The sequence below is a fragment of the Burkholderia arboris genome (genome assembly GCF_902499125.1).
GTDB lineage: Bacteria > Pseudomonadota > Gammaproteobacteria > Burkholderiales > Burkholderiaceae > Burkholderia > Burkholderia arboris.
This window is the reverse complement of record NZ_CABVPX010000061.1, coordinates 1-17,693: the sequence shown is the minus strand read 5'-3', so window position 1 is coordinate 17,693 and position 17,693 is coordinate 1. Positions and strand designations below refer to the sequence as shown.

17 protein-coding genes are annotated in these 17,693 nt (G+C 68.5%); 12 read left to right on the top strand and 5 right to left on the bottom strand.

Annotated elements, in window-relative coordinates; genetic code table 11:
- Positions 1 to 134 precede the first annotated feature (134 nt).
- Together BLA15945_RS37140 and BLA15945_RS37135 are read right to left on the bottom strand one after the other, a co-directional pair.
- The gene (locus BLA15945_RS37140) at positions 135 to 1,181 is read right to left on the bottom strand and encodes an ABC transporter substrate-binding protein (protein WP_174994727.1); all 1,047 of its coding nucleotides are present in this window, start codon (positions 1,179 to 1,181) and stop codon (positions 135 to 137) included.
- A 50-nt stretch (positions 1,182 to 1,231) separates the two neighbouring features.
- Positions 1,232 to 2,404 carry an LLM class flavin-dependent oxidoreductase gene (locus BLA15945_RS37135; RefSeq protein ID WP_174994726.1) on the bottom strand — a complete coding sequence of 391 codons (1,173 nt, stop codon included), beginning with the start codon at positions 2,402 to 2,404 and terminating at the stop codon, positions 1,232 to 1,234.
- Between the two features lie 440 nt (positions 2,405 to 2,844).
- Between BLA15945_RS37135 and BLA15945_RS37130 the strand changes: the two genes are divergently transcribed.
- Genes BLA15945_RS37130 through BLA15945_RS37115 form a run of 4 tightly spaced genes read left to right on the top strand, consistent with a single transcriptional unit; the run spans position 2,845 to position 6,685 of the window.
- Complete coding sequence (locus BLA15945_RS37130) at positions 2,845 to 3,921, top strand: ABC transporter substrate-binding protein (protein ID WP_174994725.1); 1,077 nt, start codon at positions 2,845 to 2,847, stop codon at positions 3,919 to 3,921.
- A 31-nt stretch (positions 3,922 to 3,952) separates the two neighbouring features.
- Positions 3,953 to 5,059, top strand: coding sequence for a PhnD/SsuA/transferrin family substrate-binding protein (locus BLA15945_RS37125; protein ID WP_174994724.1), 1,107 nt, complete (start codon positions 3,953 to 3,955; stop codon positions 5,057 to 5,059).
- The gene (locus BLA15945_RS37120; protein ID WP_174994723.1) at positions 5,059 to 5,874 is read left to right on the top strand and encodes an ABC transporter permease; all 816 of its coding nucleotides are present in this window, start codon (positions 5,059 to 5,061) and stop codon (positions 5,872 to 5,874) included. The genes BLA15945_RS37125 and BLA15945_RS37120 overlap by 1 nt, the downstream gene beginning before the upstream one ends.
- Positions 5,875 to 5,896: 22 nt before the next feature.
- Complete coding sequence (locus BLA15945_RS37115; RefSeq protein WP_174994722.1) at positions 5,897 to 6,685, top strand: ABC transporter permease; 789 nt, start codon at positions 5,897 to 5,899, stop codon at positions 6,683 to 6,685.
- On the opposite strand, the gene BLA15945_RS37110 is transcribed toward BLA15945_RS37115, so the two are convergent.
- Both BLA15945_RS37110 and BLA15945_RS37105 read right to left on the bottom strand, forming a co-directional pair.
- Positions 6,676 to 7,794 (bottom strand): sigma-54 interaction domain-containing protein, encoded by a 1,119-nt coding sequence (locus BLA15945_RS37110; protein WP_174994721.1) that lies wholly within the window; start codon positions 7,792 to 7,794, stop codon positions 6,676 to 6,678. The two genes, BLA15945_RS37115 and BLA15945_RS37110, sit on opposite strands and share 10 nt — an antisense overlap.
- A 120-nt stretch (positions 7,795 to 7,914) precedes the next feature.
- A complete protein-coding gene (locus BLA15945_RS37105; protein WP_059240815.1) occupies positions 7,915 to 8,595 on the bottom strand; it encodes a class II aldolase/adducin family protein in 681 nt (226 codons plus the stop codon).
- Between the two features lie 371 nt (positions 8,596 to 8,966).
- Between BLA15945_RS37105 and BLA15945_RS37100 the strand changes: the two genes are divergently transcribed.
- From BLA15945_RS37100 to BLA15945_RS37065, 8 genes are all read left to right on the top strand, one after another.
- Positions 8,967 to 10,250 (top strand): lipase family protein, encoded by a 1,284-nt coding sequence (locus BLA15945_RS37100; RefSeq protein ID WP_174994720.1) that lies wholly within the window; start codon positions 8,967 to 8,969, stop codon positions 10,248 to 10,250.
- 142 nt (positions 10,251 to 10,392) lie between these two features.
- Positions 10,393 to 10,683, top strand: a complete 291-nt coding sequence (locus BLA15945_RS37095) for a co-chaperone GroES (RefSeq protein WP_059237655.1) — start codon at positions 10,393 to 10,395, stop codon at positions 10,681 to 10,683.
- 12 nt (positions 10,684 to 10,695) lie between these two features.
- Positions 10,696 to 12,336, top strand: coding sequence for a chaperonin GroEL (gene groL, locus BLA15945_RS37090; RefSeq protein WP_174994719.1), 1,641 nt, complete (start codon positions 10,696 to 10,698; stop codon positions 12,334 to 12,336).
- A 168-nt stretch (positions 12,337 to 12,504) separates the two neighbouring features.
- Positions 12,505 to 13,119, top strand: coding sequence for a LysE family translocator (locus BLA15945_RS37085; RefSeq protein ID WP_174994718.1), 615 nt, complete (start codon positions 12,505 to 12,507; stop codon positions 13,117 to 13,119).
- A gap of 542 nt (positions 13,120 to 13,661) precedes the next feature.
- Complete coding sequence (locus BLA15945_RS37080; RefSeq protein WP_059237658.1) at positions 13,662 to 14,033, top strand: DUF6697 family protein; 372 nt, start codon at positions 13,662 to 13,664, stop codon at positions 14,031 to 14,033.
- Positions 14,034 to 14,087: 54 nt separating this feature from the next.
- Positions 14,088 to 14,306: a hypothetical protein gene (locus tag BLA15945_RS37075; RefSeq protein ID WP_233464387.1), complete on the top strand. Its 219-nt coding sequence runs from the start codon at positions 14,088 to 14,090 to the stop codon at positions 14,304 to 14,306.
- A gap of 132 nt (positions 14,307 to 14,438) precedes the next feature.
- Positions 14,439 to 14,960 (top strand): PTS sugar transporter subunit IIA, encoded by a 522-nt coding sequence (locus BLA15945_RS37070; RefSeq protein ID WP_059237660.1) that lies wholly within the window; start codon positions 14,439 to 14,441, stop codon positions 14,958 to 14,960.
- Between the two features lie 48 nt (positions 14,961 to 15,008).
- The gene (locus tag BLA15945_RS37065; RefSeq protein ID WP_174994717.1) at positions 15,009 to 15,902 is read left to right on the top strand and encodes an amino acid kinase family protein; all 894 of its coding nucleotides are present in this window, start codon (positions 15,009 to 15,011) and stop codon (positions 15,900 to 15,902) included.
- Between the two features lie 60 nt (positions 15,903 to 15,962).
- On the opposite strand, the gene BLA15945_RS37060 is transcribed toward BLA15945_RS37065, so the two are convergent.
- Positions 15,963 to 17,693: family 2A encapsulin nanocompartment cargo protein cysteine desulfurase (locus tag BLA15945_RS37060; RefSeq protein WP_174994716.1), on the bottom strand; the 1,731-nt coding region annotated here is incomplete at its 5' end.

Genomic DNA, 17,693 nt, shown 5'->3' with positions numbered 1-17,693 from the left:
GCCACCGGCGAAGGTCGCGCGCCTGCCGCCGCGCGCGGCGCCGCACGCGCCGCATGCCGGCGCGCCGGCGGCACGCCGTATTCGATCGTCAGCCCTGTCATGTTCGACTCCTTGCAATGACGCGCCGCGGCGCGCTACGCGACCCACGCATGGCGGTGCCGGTCGATCTGCGTGAACGGCGCCGGATCGATCCACGCGCGTGCGTCGAAATCACGTTCGAGAAAACCCCATTCGACGAGGAAATCCTTGAACGCGACCAGACCGTCGATCGACGTCGGCGCGAGCCCCGTCTCCAGATGGCGGTGCACGTCCGCGCCGTACGCGTAGCGCACCCATTCGTCGGACGCACGCGTTTCGCGGCCGATGTAGGCGACCGTCTCCGCCGGATGGCGCGCGGCCCAGTCGCCCGCGCCGACCACGACCGACAGGAAGCGGCTCACGAGATCGGGGCGCGTGTCGATCAGTGCGCGGTCGACGGTCAGCGTGCGCGGCGTGCCATTGCCGATCCGCACCAGCGGATCGGGATGCGCGCCGAGATCGATGACGACCTGCGCGTCGATCAGGTGCACGGTTTCCAGCCCGGCCACGCCCTTCACGAACACCGCGTCGACGTCGCCGCGCACGAGCGCCGCGATCTCGAGCCCGTACTCGTGCGGGCCGCGCGTGAATGACGCGGGCCCGGTGCGGCGCTCGCGGGTGTCGGGCAGGTCGACCCATTCGGCGTCGCCGTGGCCGAGCCCTTCCAGTTCGAGCGCGCTGAGGAAGCCCTTCAGCGCGGCGGCCCGCCAGAAGTCGATGCTGATCGGATGGCGCGGCAACCCGAGCCGCCGGCCGCGCAGATCGCGCGCACGACGAATGCCGCGTTCGGGTAGCGTGACGATCGCCTGGAATTCGTTGGTCCACGACAGCCCGATCACGCGCGTATCGGCGCCGCGTGCCCGCGCCCACAGCGCGGGAATATTGCCGCCCTGCCGGAACGAGTGCGGCAGGCTGTGATCGAAGTGCGATTCGCGCTTGTCGGCGTCGGCCGTCTCCTGCAGCGAGTTCAGCACGATGCCGTCCGGCCCGAACTCTTCGTCGAACCAGCCGCGATGCACGGCGATGCCGAGCGCGGTCGGCACCGGGCAGCGCGTGTACCAGAGTGCGTCGCAGGCCGTGGCCTGCGCAGCGAGTGTCGTCATGGCGAGTGTCCTTGTCGTTGTCGTTGACGTGTGGAGTAAGGCCGCCGCGCTCAGGCGCCGGCCACGCGCAGCGCTGCCTGCGTGCCGCGTGCGTTCAGCGCGCCGTCGACGAGCGGCAGCACCTCCTCGCCCACGCGGTACGCTTCTTCGAGATGCGGATTGCTCGCGAGAATGAACGTCGACACGCCGATCTCCACGTATTCCGCGAGCCGCTCGGCCACCTGCTCGTGGCTGCCGACGATCACGCAGCCGGGGCCGCCGCGGATCTGCGACATCCCGGCCCACAGGTTCGGGCCGACGATCAGGTCGTCGAAGTGCTGCGTGTTGCCCTGGTGCAGCGCGAACTGACGTTTCGCGCCGACCGATTCCGACGATTCGCCGCGTCCGCCGAAACCGTTGCGCGTCGTGTCGCCCACCGTCGCGAACATCTGTCGCAACTCGGCCCACGCCTGCGCCTCGGTCTCGCGCGCGAGGATGTCGATGCGCATGCCGAAGCGCAGGTCGCGCTCGGCGTTCTGCCGGTCGAGCGCGCGGCGCGCCGCGTCGATCACCTCTTTCTGCTTCGCGAGCGGCTCGCCCCAGCTCAGGTGCACGTCGCCGTGCTTCGCGGCGACCGCGAGCGCCGCGTCGCTGGCGCCGGCCAGATAGAGCCGCGGCGGCTTCTGCCCGCTCAGCGGCGGCAACAGGCCACCGCCTTCGACGCGGTAGAAACGGCCATCGAACGTGAACGGCTCGCCTGCCGCGACGCCCTTCACGACGTCGAGGAATTCGTCGGTGCGCGCATAGCGGCTGTCGTGATCGATGAAGTCGCCGTACGCGCGCTGGTCGGGGCCGCCGCCGCCCGTGACGACGTTCCACTCGACGCGGCCGCGGCTGATCCGCTGCAGGCTCGCCGCCATCTGCGCCGCATAGACGGGATGCACGAAATGCGGCTGCAACGCGATCAGGAGCCGCAGCCGGCGCGTTTCGCGGGCCAGCGCGGCCGCGACGACCCACGGCTCCTCGGTGAAACGGAAGATCGGAATCAGCGCGCCGTGGAAGCCGGCGATGTCGGCCGCGCGGGCGACCTGCGACAGATAGTCGATGTAGCCGAAATCGTCGTCGTCGACTTTGGGCGCGACGCGCGATGCGCGCTGGCGGTTCCATTCGCCGCGCGTATGCAGATCGTGTGCGCGCCGGCCGTCGCCGTGCATCGGCAGGCGCCACAGAAATTCAACAGCCATCGGGATTCTCCTTGTCGGCCCGTTCGGATTGCGTGCGGCACCGGCGTGCCGCGCGTATGCAGTGCTGTAAAGCACGCGGTGTGCCAACGCGCTCGCCGCCACCCGGGCCGGGCCGCCTGCCAGCACGCGCGACGCCTTGCGGGCCGGGCGTCGACGGCGATCGACGGCCCCCCGCCGGACGTTGCCGACATCACGAACGCGAACGGTTGCCGTGCTGCTGCACTTGCCGCACCGGTGCTGCACGCGCAACAGCACCCGACGCGACTGTTGCTCACGCAACAAGCGATGCACCGGCCGTTGCGCCATGCCACGCACGCGATGCCCGCGCCGCGTGCCGCACGGCCGTTTCCGCTCACTGGCCCGGAACTTGCAACGTGGAACGGCCCGCGCGTGCGACACCGCGCATCGACCATGCTTACCCAGACAGGGGAATCTCACACATGACAGACAGGCCCGATTCGTCATCGGACAAGCAGCAGACGTTCTGGTACGCCCGATCGCCCGTGCCGACGCCGCTCGGCATCGCCGTGCATCTCGGCTGGCTCAACGGCGAGACGTCGGCCGACGGCGTCGCGATCCGCTCGCCGCGCGGCGCCACGCGGCACGACGTGTCGTCGATCAGCGATCACACGCTCGCGCAATCGTTCCGCCAGGGCGGCAGCATCCCGGCGATGTGGGCGCGCTCGAACGACGCGAACACGCGCGTGATCGGGCTGTCGTGGGTCGACGAATCGCAATTGATCCTCGCGCGGCCCGACTCCGGCATCCGCTCCGTGAAGGCGTTGCGCGGACGCCGGATCGCGATCCCGAGCCGCCCCGACGACCGCATCGACATCTTTCGCGCATCGGCGCTGCGCGGCTTCGTCAACGCACTGAGCCTCGACGGACTGACCACGCGCGACGTCGAGTGCGTCGACGTGCGCGCACGCACGCTGCAGGCCGTCGGCCCCGCGCGCGCGGCGGACCTGTTCGCGTCGCCGCACGGCTTCTCGAGCCGCGCGCTGTATGCGGCCGAAGCCGGTGCGCTGCTGCGCGGCGAAGTCGATGCGATCTACGTGAAGGGCTCGACGGGCCTCGAGATCGCGCAGCTGATCGGCGCGCACGTCGTGATCGACATCGGCTTCCATCCGGAGCGCTCGATCCGCAACAACAACGGCACGCCGCGCCCGCTGACCGTGAACGCGGACGTGCTCGCGAACCATCCGGACATCGTCGCCGGCTTCCTGAAGCTCGTGGTCGCCGCCGGCGAATGGGCGAGCACGCATCCCGACGAAACCGCGCACTACGTGGCCGGCGAAACCGCGTCGTCGATCGACTGGGTGCGCGCCGCGTACGGCAACCAGCTGCACCGCCACCTCGGCGTCAATCTCGACGACGCATCGGTCACCGCGCTCGACGAGTTCAAGACGTTCCTGCACGACCACGGCTTCCTGGAGGCCGACTTCGACGTCGCCGACTGGATCGACCCGCGGCCGCTCGCCGACGTGCTGCGGCTGTCGCTGCAAAAACGCGCGTGAGCCCCTTTATCGTTCACTGTCCGGGACCATCATGAAACACACGCTCTCCCTCGCCTCGCTGGGCTGCCCGCTGCGCGCGCTGCTCGCCGCGCTGCCGCTGGCCGTCGCATCGCTCGCGGCACCGGCCGCGCATGCGGACGGTGCACCGAAGGTCGTACGTATCGCCGTCGTCGCATATTCGAGCGGCGGCAAGACGCAGTACGCGGGCGCGTCCGCACTGATCGACGCCGACAAGTCGCTCGAGAAAGCGCTCGCCGCGCGGCACGTGACGCTGCAATGGGTGCCCGTGTCGACCGCCGCGGTCGGCACGCTCGTCAACGAGGCATTCACGAACGGCAGCATCGATTTCGCGGGCTACGGCGACCTGCCGTCGGTCGTCGTCAACGCGTCGGGTACGCACACGCGCCTGATCGTGCCGGGCGGCGTCGGCAGCAATACGTATCTCGTCGTGCCGGCCGGCTCGACCGCGAAATCGATCGTCGACCTGAAGGGCAAGCGCATCGCGCTCAATCGCGGCCGGCCGTGGGAAGTCACGTTCAGCAAGCTGCTCGCGGAGAACGGGCTGAAGCTGTCCGACTTCAGGATCTACAACCTCGATCCGCAGGCCGGCGCGGCGGCCGTCGCGGCCGGCCGCGTCGACGGCTTCTTCACGCTGTCCGATGCGTATTCGCTGGTCGACAAGCAGGTCGGCAAGATCATCTGGTCGACCAAGACCGCGCCCGACGACTGGAAAATGCGCGCGGAACTGTGGGCGTCCGACGATTTCGTGCGGCGCTACCCCGACATCACGCAGCTCGTCGCGACCGCCTACGTGCGCGCCGCGCACTGGATCTCGCAACCGCAGAACCGCGATGCGTACGTGAAGATCCTGAGCGCATCGGGTCAGCCCGAAAGCGTCGTGCGACGCGAATACGCGGACGAATCGACGCCGTGGAAGGAGCAATGGACACCGCTCTTCACGCCGGCGTTGACCGGCCACTACCGCGACGTCGTCGCATACAGCCGCCGGGCCGGCCTGACGTCCACGCCGGTCGACGTGAACGCGCTGCTCGCGCCGGCCTTCGTGTCGACCGCGCTCAAGCAGCTCGGCCTCGACGGCTATTGGCGCGCCGACGCCGCGCGCGTCGCGAGCCGCTGATGCCGACGCGTGCCCTCGCACCGGACAGCTTGCGCGCGATCCGCCTGCCCGGCATCGCGCGGCTCGGCGAGCACGCGCTGTGGTGGATCACGCCCGTCGCATGCGCCGCGCTGTGGTGGCTCGCGAGCGCGCAGCGCTGGTTTCCGCCGCAGCTCGTCGTGCCGCCGGAGCGCCTCGCGGCGACGCTGCGCACGCTGCTCGACACCGGCGAGTTGCGCGACAACCTGCTGATCACGCTGCATCGCCTCGTGCTCGGTTTCGCGATCGGCGCAACCGGCGGCGCCGCGTTCGGCATCCTGCTCGCGCGCAGCCGGTTGTTCTCCGACTATCTGCGACCGACGTTCGACCTGTTGCGCCAGGTGCCGACGCTCACGCTGATTCCGCTGCTGATCCTGTTGATCGGCGTCGACGAGCCGCTGAAGCTCGTCGTCGTCGGCAAGGCCGTGTTCTTCCCGGTCGCGCTGGCCGCGTACACGGGCTTGCACGACGCGCCGCGCGATCTCGTCGAGATGGCGCGTCACTACGGGCTCGGCCGCTTCGCCCTGCTGCGCGACGTACTGCTGCCGGCCGCGTTGCCGCCGCTGCTGACGGGCGTGCGGATCGCGCTCGCGCGCGCGTGGCTCGCGCTCGTCGCGGTCGAGCTGCTCAGCGCCGACAGCGGGATCGGCCAGATGATGGAACTTGCGCGGCAGATGCTGCGGCTCGACGTCGTGCTCGTCGACGTCGCGGTGATCGGGCTGATCGGCTTCGCGCTCGACCGATCGATCGCGCTCGTGCAGCGCTACGCGTTGCGCTGGCAGACACCCTCGCGCTGACCCTGACTGGATACGCTTCGGCATGACCTTCGCTACTCGCACTTTCTCGTTCGCCCCGCTGCGCCGTCGCGCCCGCGGCCTTGTCGTGCCGGCCTTGCTGGTTGCCGCATGGCAAGTCGCGTCGTCCGGCGACGCGGCCCATCAATACGCATTCGTGCCGCTGCAGCAGGCCGGCGCGGCGCTCGTCGAACTCGCCCGCAGCGGCGAACTCGCGACCGATCTCGGCGCGAGCCTGCGCCGCACGACGCTCGGGCTCGGGTTCGGCGTCGCATTCGGGCTCCTGTTCGGTGCGGCGATGGCGCGTTCGCCCCTTGTGCGCAAGCTCGCCGAGCCGGCGTTCCAGGCGCAGCGCTACGTGCCGCTGCTCGGGTTGATTCCGCTGCTGAGCCTGTGGGCCGGCACCGGCGAATTCGCGAAGGTGTTCATCATTGCGCTTGCCGCGTTCTACCCGATGACCACCGCCAGCTTCGACGGGCTGCGCCGCGTCGATCCGCGCTATGTCGAGCTTGCGCAGTCGTACCGGCTGACGCGCATCGGCCTGTGGCGCGACGTGCTGATCCCGGGCGCGCTGCCCGACCTGTTCGCCGGCGTGCTGCAAGCCGTGCCGTTCGCGTGGATCACCGCGACCAGCAGCGAACTGCTGTTCAACACGGGAGCCGGGGTCGGCAGCCTGATGCAGAACGCGCAGGCCGGCGCGCGCGCCGACGTGCTGCTGGTTTGTGTCTTGGGTGTGACGGCGCTGGCCGTCGGGATGAGTGCGTTATGCGAGCGGATCGCGCAGCGCGCGCTGCGCTGGCGCGATCACGCCTGACGGCGCAGCCGTGCGTCGGCGTCGCCCGCGTCGCGCGGCTTCAGGATGCCGAGCTGCGCGAGCCGTGCGCGCACGATGTTGCGCGACTGGTCGAGCAGGCGCGACATGCGCAGCTGGTTATGATCGCTGTAGTCGAACACGCTGCGGTAGACGGTGTCCTCGATGTGCTGCCACAGCGACGGCGTGCCGAGATCCAGCAGCTCGATCACCGCGTGACGGAGCGCCTCGGTCGCTTCGGCGACATCGCGTGCGCGGCGCGCCGGTGCGGCAGCCGCGCCCGGTGCGTCGGCCGTGTCGGGCGCGAGCGACAGCGCCGAGAACTGCAGGTCGCCGACGTCGATCGCGCCACCCGCGCAGATCAGCACCGCGTGGTGGATCACGTTCTCGAGTTCGCGAATGTTGCCGGGCCACGCGTGCGCGTGCAGCCGCGCGCGCGCGGCGTCGGTCAGCGTCGGCGCGGTCACGCGCAGCCGTTTCGCATAGGTGTCGATGAAATGCTCGATCAGCGGTGCGATGTCGCCGGGCCGCTCGCGCAGCGGCAGCAGGCTCAGTTTCACGACGTTGAGCCGGTAGTACAGGTCCTCGCGGAAATTGCCCGCGCGCACCGCGGCTTCGAGGTTCACGTTGGTCGCCGCGACGAGCCGCACGTCGATCTTCACGGTCTTGCGCGAGCCGACCGGCGTCACTTCGCGCTCCTGCAGCACGCGCAGCAGCTTGACCTGCGCGGACAGCGGCAGGTCGCCCACTTCATCGAGAAAAAGCGTGCCGCGATTCGCGGATTCGAACCAGCCGGGCTGGCTGTTGATCGCACCGGTAAACGCGCCGCGCTCGTGCCCGAACAGCTCGCTCTCGATCAGCGTCTCGGAGAACGCGCCGCAGTTGACCGCGACGAACGGGCCGTCATGGCGCTCGCTCAGCGAATGCACGAGACGCGCAATCAGCTCCTTGCCGGTGCCGCTTTCTCCAGTGACGAGCACCGTCGCATCGCTCGGCGCGACGAGCTGGATGCGTTCGAGCAGCACCCGCGATTTGGGATCGTCGAACGTCAATGCCTTCGCGCGGATCGTGATCGCGTGCGAAGTCGGGTCCGGCAAGCTGAAGATGGCCATGGCACGACCGGCGTGTTGAACGGGGAAGGTTCGACGATAGCAAGACGCGCGCCGGCCACGAACCAATTCATCGAGCTATCGGTATGACGGCGGCCGGATTGCGCCGGCCGCCGCACGGCATCATGCGAGGCCGGTCATCTTCCATTGCTGTTCGAGCGCACCCGGCCCGAAGTCGAGCGAGCCGCCGAGCGGTTCCGCGAGCGCCTGGAAATACGCGGCTTCCTCGAGGATCAGGATGTACTTCGACACGTCGAGGATCGACTTGCCCCAGAACGTCGCGCCGCCGTTCGCCTCGATGATCGCCGGCACGTCGGGATCGCGCCGGATCGTGTCGACGATGAAGCGCGGCTCGCCGGGGCGGCGGTCGACATAGACCGGAATCTCGCGGGCCCGCGTGTAGCGGGCGGCCGGTGCATAGCGGATCGGCAGCGGACGATGCGCGCTCGCCCACGCGCCGAGGTACGGGCCATGCACGTGAATCACGACGTCGACTTCCGGCGCCTCGCGGAACACGCCCGCGTAGCGCGGGCCGTTGCCGCCCGCGCGCGCGTCGCCATGCAGCACGTCGCCGTCGAGCGTCACGACGACGGGCTGGATCTCCTGCGACGCGGCCCACGGGCTCGGCGCCGACAGCGCAACGACGAGCTCCGTGCCGGGCACGCGCTGGAACGCCTGGAACGTGTTGGTTGCGGATAGCGTGCGCGTTTCCTTCAGCACGCGCGCGGCCTGCGTGAATTCGCGCGTGGCGCGCTCGACGAATGCCACGAGTTCGCCGCTGTCGATGGCTTGGGTGACGGACATGAGGACGGGTTCCTTGATCGGTGGACGGATGAGCTTGCGTCGCGACACCGCAACGCACGGCACCGGATCAGCAGCAATCGTGCCAGCCGGGCAAACGCTCGCCGCAAACCGGCCAGTGCCGCGCGGGCACGCGATGCGCGACTCGCGCCGTGCAGTCGGTGTGCATGTGTCTGTTGCAAGAGCAACAACGTGGCGGCCGGGATTGCTGCACGACGCGCAGCCGACACGCGTGCGCGCTCGTCCCGGTATGGATCGCGCCCGTGATACCGCGCGCAGTATGCGCAACGAGCCCGCTGGTTCAAAACTTGCATCGTGGTCGACCCGCGCCGGCCCTGCACGGTGCATCCGATCTCACCGACCTTCATCCGACCATGACGCTTCTTCCCCTGCGCGGCCTCGCCGCACGCACGCTGCTCGTATCGGCGCTCGCCTTGCCTTCCGTCGTTTCACTCGCAGCGTCTCCCGGCCATGTTCCCGTGCCCGATCCGCTGCAGGGCGACGGCCGCGTGTCCGCGTTCTACACGTGGGATCGCGACATTCCGGCCACACCCGGCGCGCTGCTGCGTTCCGAACCGCTGCCCGCGGCGCTCGGGCTCGCGAGCGCCGCCCGGCAACTGCGCATCCTGTATGCATCGACCGACGGCGTCGGCGGCCATACGCCGATTGCCGTGTCGGGCGCGCTGTTCGTGCCGCGCGGCACGCCGCCGGCCGGCGGCTGGCCGATCGTCGCGTGGGCGCACGGCACGTTCGGGATGGCCGACATCTGCGCGCCGTCGTGGTTCGGCCGCTCGTATCGCGACGTGCGCTACCTGAATGCGTGGCTTCAGCAAGGATTCGCGGTGGTCGCGACCGACTACCAGGGGCTCGGCACGCCCGGCCCGAATCCGCAGCTCAACAACCGTTCGAACAGCTACACGCTGCTCGACAGCGTGCGCGCGGTGCTCGGCGGCGTGCCGGGCCTCGCGAACGAAGTCGTGCTCGTCGGTCAGTCGCAAGGCGGTTCGGCCGTGTTCGCAGCGGCTGGCTACGCGCCCGTCTATGCGCCCGAACTCGCGATCCGCGCGACCGTCGCGACCGGGACGATCTACAACGCATCGCGCGCCACGCTCGCGTCGCTGCCGAAGTTCGACACCGCATACCGGCGCGATCCCGAGCGGGTCGATCCGACGCTCGCGTACCAGTTCTATTCGGTGCTGTCCGCGCAGCAGATCGACCCGTCGCTGCGCGCCGATGAAGTACTGACCGAGCGCGCGCTGCCGATCCTCGAACAGGCGCGCATCGGCTGCCTCGCATCGCTCGAGGATGACGCGGCACTCGCACACCTCACGCACGCGAACACCGTGAAACCGGGCGGCGATGCACGGCTGCAGGCATGGTGGGACGACTACCTGACGTCCCCGACGCTGAAGATCGCCACGCCCGTTTTCATCGGCGCGGGCGCGGACGACGGGCTGGCGCCGCTCGAACTCGCGCTCGCGAAGGATGCGTGCGCGGCCGGTACGACCGTCGAGGCGCACCTGTATGCGGGCCGCGAGCACAACGGCACCGTCAACGCATCGCTCGCCGATTCGATTCCGTTCGTGAAGCGCGTGCTGGCCGGCGAGACGATTCACCCGGTCTGCTCGCCGGTCGCGCAGCAGGCCGTGTCGCAATAGCCGGTTCCCGGTGCTTTGCACGACGGCGCGAATGCTTGTGCAAATCCGTTATTGGATCGCGCCGCCGCGCATTTTTATACTCGTCAGCACTCTCTGTTAAAGAGTGCCAGCCAAATTCGACAGATCAGCACAGGACGAAAAGATGAGCCTACGCCCCTTGCACGACCGCGTGATCGTGAAGCGACTCGACCAGGAAACCACCACCGCATCGGGCATCGTGATCCCCGACAGCGCCGCCGAAAAGCCCGACCAGGGTGAAGTGATCGCCGTCGGCCCGGGCCGCAAGGATGCGGACGGCCAGCGCATCGTGCCCGACCTGCAGGTCGGCGAGCGCGTGCTGTTCGGCAAATACGCAGGCCAGGCCGTCAAAGTGGACGGCCACGAGTTTCTCGTGCTGCGCGAGGAAGACATCGTCGCGGTCGTCAATCAATAACGGAGCGCAATCATGGCAGCCAAGGAAATCATTTTCAGCGACATCGCACGGTCGAAGCTGACCGAAGGCGTGAACATCCTCGCGAACGCGGTGAAGGTCACGCTCGGGCCGAAAGGCCGTAACGTCGTGCTCGAACGCAGCTTCGGCGCACCCGTCGTCACGAAGGACGGCGTGTCGGTCGCGAAGGAAATCGAACTCGCGGACAAGCTGCAGAACATCGGCGCGCAGCTCGTGAAGGAAGTCGCGTCGCGCACCAGCGACGCCGCCGGCGACGGCACGACGACGGCCACCGTACTCGCACAGGCAATCGTCCGCGAAGGCCAGAAATACGTGGCGGCCGGGCTCAACCCGCTCGACCTGAAGCGCGGTATCGACAAGGCCGTTGCCGCGGCCGTCGACGAGCTGAAGAAGATCAGCAAGCCGACCACCACGAGCAAGGAGATCGCGCAGGTCGCGACGATCTCCGCGAACGGCGAGGAATCGATCGGCCAGCGTATCGCCGAAGCGATCGACCGCGTCGGCAAGGAAGGCGTGATCACCGTCGAGGACGGCAAGTCGCTCGCCGACGAGCTCGACGTCGTCGAGGGGCTGCAATTCGATCGCGGCTACCTGTCGCCGTACTTCATCAACAATCCCGACAAGCAGATCGCCGAGATCGAAAGCCCGTACATCCTGCTGCACGACAAGAAGATCTCGAACATCCGCGACCTGCTGCCGGTGCTCGAACAGGTCGCGAAGTCGGGCCGCCCGCTGCTGATCATCGCCGAAGACGTCGAAGGCGAAGCGCTCGCGACGCTCGTCGTGAACAACATCCGCGGGATCCTGAAGACCGTCGCGGTCAAGGCGCCGGGCTTCGGCGATCGCCGCAAGGCGTTGCTCGAAGACATCGCGATCCTCACCGGCGGGCAGGTGATCGCCGAGGAAACGGGCCTGACGCTCGAGAAGGCGACGCTCGCCGAACTTGGCCAGGCGAAGCGCATCGAGGTCGGCAAGGAAAACACGACCGTGATCGACGGCGCCGGCGATGCGAAGAACATCGAAGCGCGCGTGAAGCAGATCCGCGTGCAGATCGACGAAGCGACGTCGGATTACGATCGTGAAAAGCTGCAGGAACGCGTCGCGAAACTCGCGGGCGGCGTCGCGGTGATCAAGGTCGGCGGTGCGACCGAGATCGAAGTGAAGGAGAAGAAGGATCGCGTCGACGACGCGCTGCACGCGACGCGCGCGGCCGTCGAGGAAGGCATCGTGCCGGGCGGCGGCGTCGCGCTGATCCGCGTGCGGCAGGCCATCCGCGAACTGAAAGGTGTGAACGCCGATCAGGACGCCGGCATCAAGATCGTGCTGCGCGCGCTGGAGGAACCGCTGCGCCAGATCGTCACGAATGCGGGCGAGGAAGCGAGCGTCGTCGTCGCGAAGGTCGCGGAAGGCGCGGGCAACTTCGGCTACAACGCGCAGACGGGCGAGTACGGCGACCTCGTCGAATCGGGCGTGCTCGATCCGACCAAGGTGACGCGCACGGCACTGCAGAACGCGGCGTCGGTCGCGGGGCTGCTGCTGACGACCGACGCGACCGTGTTCGAAGCGCCGAAGGATGCGGCGCCGATCGCCGGGCCCGGCGGCCCGGGTGCGGGCGGGCCGGGGTTCGATTTCTGATGATGGACGGTGCGCGCCGGTTCGCCGGCGTGCGTGCGGTCCTGCTGGAACATGAAACGCGTGGCGACGGAAGTCGTCACGCGTTTTTTCTTGGGATCGACCGTATGCGTGGCCGTTACCGCGCTCGGGTAAGATGAAAGTCCGTCCGCCCGCGCCGCCGCTCACGCCATGTCGACCACCCTCAACACCTTGCTTCCGCTCGCCGGCGTCCTGCTGCTGAGCGTCGCCAGCCCGGGCCCGAACTTCGTGATCGTCACGTCGACCGCCGTCGTGTCGCGCCGCGCGGGCGTGATGACGGGGCTCGGCCTCGCCGCCGCGTCCGGCACCTGGGCCGCGATCGCGATCGCCGGGTTGAGCCTGCTCGTGACGCACGTCGCATGGGTCCACACCGCGCTGCGGCTCGCCGGCGCCGCCTATCTGATCTGGCTCGGCCTGAAAATGATCGTGACGGCGCGCAAGCCGTTGCCCGTTTCCGCGCCGGCAGCTGCGTCCGACTGGAAGGCGGCGAAAAAGGGCTACGCCGTCAGCATGACGAACCCGAAATCCGTCGCGTTCTACGGCAGTATCTTCGCGCTGATGGTGCCGGCCCGTGCGCCGGCGTGGCTCGATCTCACGGTCGTCGTCCTGTCGATCTCGATCTCGGCCGCGTGGTATTGCGCGATGGCGCTGCTCGCGTCGCATCCTTCGGTGCGTGGGTTGCTGGTCCGGCGCAAGGCAGTGCTCGATACGGCGGCCGGCCTGCTGCTGATCGGGGTGGGCGGGCGGATGCTGGCCGGACGCTGATCCGCTGCGCCCCCTCCCCGTCGAACCCTCGCCGCTCATCGTCACGTCATCCATGCACGCCATCGTCGACGGCGGCGAATGGCCGTGGGGCAGCGGTGGCGCGAATGGCGCGTTCGGCCGCGCACCGCACCTGCGCACCTCTGTGGCCATGCGCGTAACGGGCGACCAAGCACCTTTACGACCTTTTTACTTGCGCGCGCGAATACGTTCACTAGAATGGGTTCGCCATCCACCACCGAGACGCGACATGCGTATCCGAAGTCCTCGCCCTCCGAGTTGCTTCTCTGCCTGACAGGCAGGACGCCTGCGTCTCGCTTTCCCGAGCCACCGTCCTGCCGCCTGGCGGACGGTGCGCGCCGTAGTCATTCCCGTGCACGCCCGAACACGACGTCGATGCGATAACCGCGCATCGTGACGCGTGCGCTCGAGCGTGTGTGCGCAGCACATCCCGTGCGACGACGCATCATCGATCCGCCGATCCGACCCATTTACTTTGCATGCCTGATTTCATCCAGGAAAATTTCCGTTACCGGAGACCGGTCATGTTCGAGATCGACAAACAGTACACACGTGAATTCATTCACACCGCCTGCGGCGGCAGCAAGCAGGGATTCCTGCCGACGAAGAACGGCAAGGTGGTGGCCGCCTGCCTGCGCGCGGACCTCAACCCGCATGCGCCCGACGTAATCCTCTGCGACGGCAGCGCGTCCGCGCGCTCGGCCGGCAGAACGCTCGCCGCGCAGCGCGATGCGATTCCGGTGTTCATCAAAACGGCAACGGACGCCTACCGCTTCGTCGGCCAGTACGTCGTCAACGAATCGCTCACGGCGCCGCTCGACTGCGCGCCTTACGTGCGCAACAGCGGCTTCACGGCCGCGCAGATTTCACGCGTGCTCAAGCTCAAACGCAGCTGACACGCACGGCGCATCCCGCGCCGTACCTCGGGCGTCTTTCATACAGGAGCAATCATGCTGGGCTTGACGTTCTGGAAACACGTACACGGCACGCGGACGGATGCCATCCGCGAAGACAGGACGATCGCACACGACCGGCACCGCCGCGTGTCGAGAACGCTCGTGCTGACCAGCGCCGCCGTGGCGTTCGCGGCGATCGCGTTCGGCGCGCCGGTGGTCGGCATTTCGGTCTTTCTGCTGACGACGCTGCCGTTCGTGCTGTCAGGTACCTGACGATACCGGTGTCGGGCCCGGTTCCATCGACGATCGATACGACATTTTAATACCCGGCCCCCACGTCTCTGACACCGTCTTTACGCGGTTTTGTCTAGGATTTCCTTGTCATCCCGACACGGAGAGATCCGCATGCAAACGCAGCAGGCCGCCGTCGGCGGCCAACCCGACCTTCCCCACCGACACGGCGGCACGCCGCTCGCGACCCGGCTGGCCGACGCCTGTCCGCCGGAGCACATCCTGCTCGACGTGCCGGTGGAAAGCGCAATCCAGTTGTTCGACCTCGTCGCGCGATACATCGAGCGCAGCAGCGGGGTGTCCGCCGAACGGATCAGGACCGAACTCATCAAGCGCGAACGACTCGGCTCGACCGGCCTCGGCCAGGGCGTCGCGATTCCGCATGCGCGGGTCGACGGGCTCGGCTCGGCCGTCGCGCTGTTCGTTCGCGCGCTGTACCCGTTCGCGTTCAACGCGCCGGACCGCAAGCCCGTGCGCGAATTCATCGTGCTGGTCCTGCCGCAAGCGGACGACCGCGCGCACCTCGAACTGCTCGCGGACGCGGCACGGTGTTTCAGCGAACGTCCGTTTCGGCAAGCGTCGCGCGATGCGCAAAGGCCCGACGAGATTCACCTGCTGATGCAACGCACGCACTGATGCCGCGCCGTGCGGCGGCAGGCACTCCCTTCATCCTTCTGGATTCCCATGTTCCCCGCCCCTGAAAGTCCCACCCTTACGTCACGGCGCGTCGCCGGCCTGGCCCGCTCGCTGCCGTTCATGCAGGCCCTGCACGGGCAGACCGTCGTCATCGTCGACGGCGGCGCCGCGAACGAGGCGCGCACCCGCGTGGCCTTCGCGCAAGATGTCGCGCTGCTCGCGCTCACCGGCGTTCGTCCGGTCATCGTCCAGGGCATACCGGCCGCGTCCGAAGCGCAATCGGTTCACACCGCGCACGCCGCGATGGCCAGCGTCAATCACGACCTGGTACGCCTGATCGGCAGTCACGGTGCAAAGGCAATCGGCATCGACGGTCACGACGGTGGCCTGCTGGTCGCCAGCGCGGAACCCGACCGTACCGACACGAGCGCAGTCGCACGGTTCGACGGCGCCGCGCTGACCGCGTTTCTGGAACACGGACTGGTGCCCGTCGTGATGCCGGTCGCACCGGACGACGCGGGTCACGACCACCTGCTGCGCCCGGAACGCGTCGGCAGCCTGTTCGCGCAACGCACGGGTGCGGTCACGCTGGTGATGATGGTCGACACCGCCTTGCTGCATGAACTCGGCGAACTCGCCGGGCTGTACGGCATCCCGGAACTCGAACAATGGCTCGCCGAACACCCGGCAGCCGGTGCGGCGCCGTGCGTGCGGGAAGCGCTCGATGCGCTCGCGCACGGCGTGCAGAGCGTCCACCTCGCCGATACCGGGCAACCCGAATCGCTGATCGACGAACTGCTGACGGAGGAAGGATCGGGCGTGGTGTTCTGCCGGCGCGGCAACACCGATCTGCTGTCGGAAACCCGCCGCTACTTCGCCGATTCCGCGTGCGTGCTGCGTGACGGGTTCAGCGTCGAGAAGAAGCCGGTCGTGCGGTTCTGACCCGGTAGCTGGAAAGCGCTTGCGGCGACCGGCAACGGCCGCCGCAAGCGGGCAACAACGTTAGCGTCGCGTCGCCAGCCGCCGCACGACACGTACCAGCGCATCGACCTCGTCGCACGTGTTGTAGAACGCAAGCGATGGCCGTACCGTGGCCTCGAGCCCGAAACGCCGCAGGATCGGCTGCGCGCAGTGATGCCCCGAGCGCACCGCGATGCCCTCTTCGTTCAGCGCCTGCCCGACTTCCCCGGTTTCATAGCCCTTCAGCACGAACGACAGCACGCTCGCCTTGTCGCGCGCGGTGCCGACGAGCCGTACGCCCGGTACCGGCGCGAGCACGCTCGTCGCATACGCAAGCAGGTCGTGTTCGTAGCGCGCGATGTTCTCGATGCCGACACGGCTCACGTAGTCGAGCGCCGCGCCGAGCCCCACCGCATCCGCGATATTGCCGGTGCCGGCTTCGAACCGGTTCGGCGGCGGCTGGAACACCGTGCGCTCGAACGTCACGTCCGCGATCATGTTGCCGCCGCCCTGCCAAGGCGGCATGTCGTCGAGGATCGCGCGCTTGCCGTACACCACGCCGATCCCGGTCGGCCCGTAGATCTTGTGCCCGGAGAACACGAAGAAATCCGCATCGAGCGCCTGCACGTCGACGCGCATGTGCGAGATCGACTGCGCACCGTCGACGAGCGCCTTCGCGCCCGCGCGATGCGCGAGATCGACGATCTCCTTCACCGGCACGACCGTGCCGAGCGCATTCGACACCTGCGTGACGGACACGATCTTCGTGCGGTCGTTCAGCAGCTTCCGGTATTCGTCGAGCAGCACCTGCCCCGAATCGTCGACCGGAATCACGCGCAGCTTCGCACCCTTCTGCGCGGCGAGTTGCTGCCACGGCACGATGTTCGCGTGATGCTCGAGATGCGACACGACGATCTCGTCGCCTTCGCCGACGTTCTGCGCGCCCCACGTCTTCGCGATCAGGTTGATCGCCTCGGTCGTGCCGCGCACGAACACGATCTCGTCCGGCGACGATGCGCCGATGAAGCGCTGCACCGTTTCCCGTGCATGCTCGTACGCATCCGTCGCGCGGCCGGCCAACGCATGTGCCGCGCGGTGAATGTTCGAGTTCTCGTGTGCGTAGAAATACGCGAGGCGGTCGATCACGGCCTGCGGCTTGTGCGTCGTCGCCGCGTTGTCGAACCAGACGAGCTGCTTGCCGTTCACACGCTCCTGCAGGATCGGGAAGTCGCGGCGGATCGCGTTCACGTCGAACGGCGGATGCGCACCGCGATGCAACTGACCTTGCGGCTCGGCTGCGTGCGTCTCGTCGATGAAGTAGCGCGGCACGTCCCCGCCCGATGCGCGCGACACCGGCGCGTCGCGATGCACGGCGAGCAGGTCGCGCAGTGCATCATCGCCCGGCAACCCGAACGCTTCCGGCGACGCGAGGCCGTTCGACGGCACGACGATGTCCTGCGGCGTCGCCTGCCAGCCCTGCAGCGAACCGTCGGTGAAGTAGTACGGCGACGCCTTCGCCGCGCCTTCCGGTGCAGCCGCATTCACCGGCGGCACGCCGAGCGCCGCGCCGCCGACACGCGGTTCGAGCGCGGGCGCGATCGACACGGCGTTGTCGGGCAGCCCGTTCTGCGCGGCCGCATGCGGCGCGAGCGCGGGGGCGCGGTTGCCGAGCGACAGCACGTGCGTCGGCGCGGACGGCGCGAGGTTCGCGCCGGGCACCTTGCCCTGCGGCAGCGCGAGCCCCGGCACGCCGGTACCCGCCCCGCCCGGGCC

Bases quoted from the DNA above. Each gene is read 5' to 3' on its own strand.
- BLA15945_RS37140 (WP_174994727.1), bottom strand. From the start codon at position 1,181: ATGACGACACTCGCTGCGCAGGCCACGGCCTGCGACGCACTCTGGTAC.
- BLA15945_RS37135 (WP_174994726.1), bottom strand. From the start codon at position 2,404: ATGGCTGTTGAATTTCTGTGGCGCCTGCCGATGCACGGCGACGGCCGG.
- BLA15945_RS37130 (WP_174994725.1), top strand. From the start codon at position 2,845: ATGACAGACAGGCCCGATTCGTCATCGGACAAGCAGCAGACGTTCTGG.
- BLA15945_RS37125 (WP_174994724.1), top strand. From the start codon at position 3,953: ATGAAACACACGCTCTCCCTCGCCTCGCTGGGCTGCCCGCTGCGCGCG.
- BLA15945_RS37120 (WP_174994723.1), top strand. From the start codon at position 5,059: ATGCCGACGCGTGCCCTCGCACCGGACAGCTTGCGCGCGATCCGCCTG.
- BLA15945_RS37115 (WP_174994722.1), top strand. From the start codon at position 5,897: ATGACCTTCGCTACTCGCACTTTCTCGTTCGCCCCGCTGCGCCGTCGC.
- BLA15945_RS37110 (WP_174994721.1), bottom strand. From the start codon at position 7,794: ATGGCCATCTTCAGCTTGCCGGACCCGACTTCGCACGCGATCACGATC.
- BLA15945_RS37105 (WP_059240815.1), bottom strand. From the start codon at position 8,595: ATGTCCGTCACCCAAGCCATCGACAGCGGCGAACTCGTGGCATTCGTC.
- BLA15945_RS37100 (WP_174994720.1), top strand. From the start codon at position 8,967: ATGACGCTTCTTCCCCTGCGCGGCCTCGCCGCACGCACGCTGCTCGTA.
- BLA15945_RS37095 (WP_059237655.1), top strand. From the start codon at position 10,393: ATGAGCCTACGCCCCTTGCACGACCGCGTGATCGTGAAGCGACTCGAC.
- groL (WP_174994719.1), top strand. From the start codon at position 10,696: ATGGCAGCCAAGGAAATCATTTTCAGCGACATCGCACGGTCGAAGCTG.
- BLA15945_RS37085 (WP_174994718.1), top strand. From the start codon at position 12,505: ATGTCGACCACCCTCAACACCTTGCTTCCGCTCGCCGGCGTCCTGCTG.
- BLA15945_RS37080 (WP_059237658.1), top strand. From the start codon at position 13,662: ATGTTCGAGATCGACAAACAGTACACACGTGAATTCATTCACACCGCC.
- BLA15945_RS37075 (WP_233464387.1), top strand. From the start codon at position 14,088: ATGCTGGGCTTGACGTTCTGGAAACACGTACACGGCACGCGGACGGAT.
- BLA15945_RS37070 (WP_059237660.1), top strand. From the start codon at position 14,439: ATGCAAACGCAGCAGGCCGCCGTCGGCGGCCAACCCGACCTTCCCCAC.
- BLA15945_RS37065 (WP_174994717.1), top strand. From the start codon at position 15,009: ATGTTCCCCGCCCCTGAAAGTCCCACCCTTACGTCACGGCGCGTCGCC.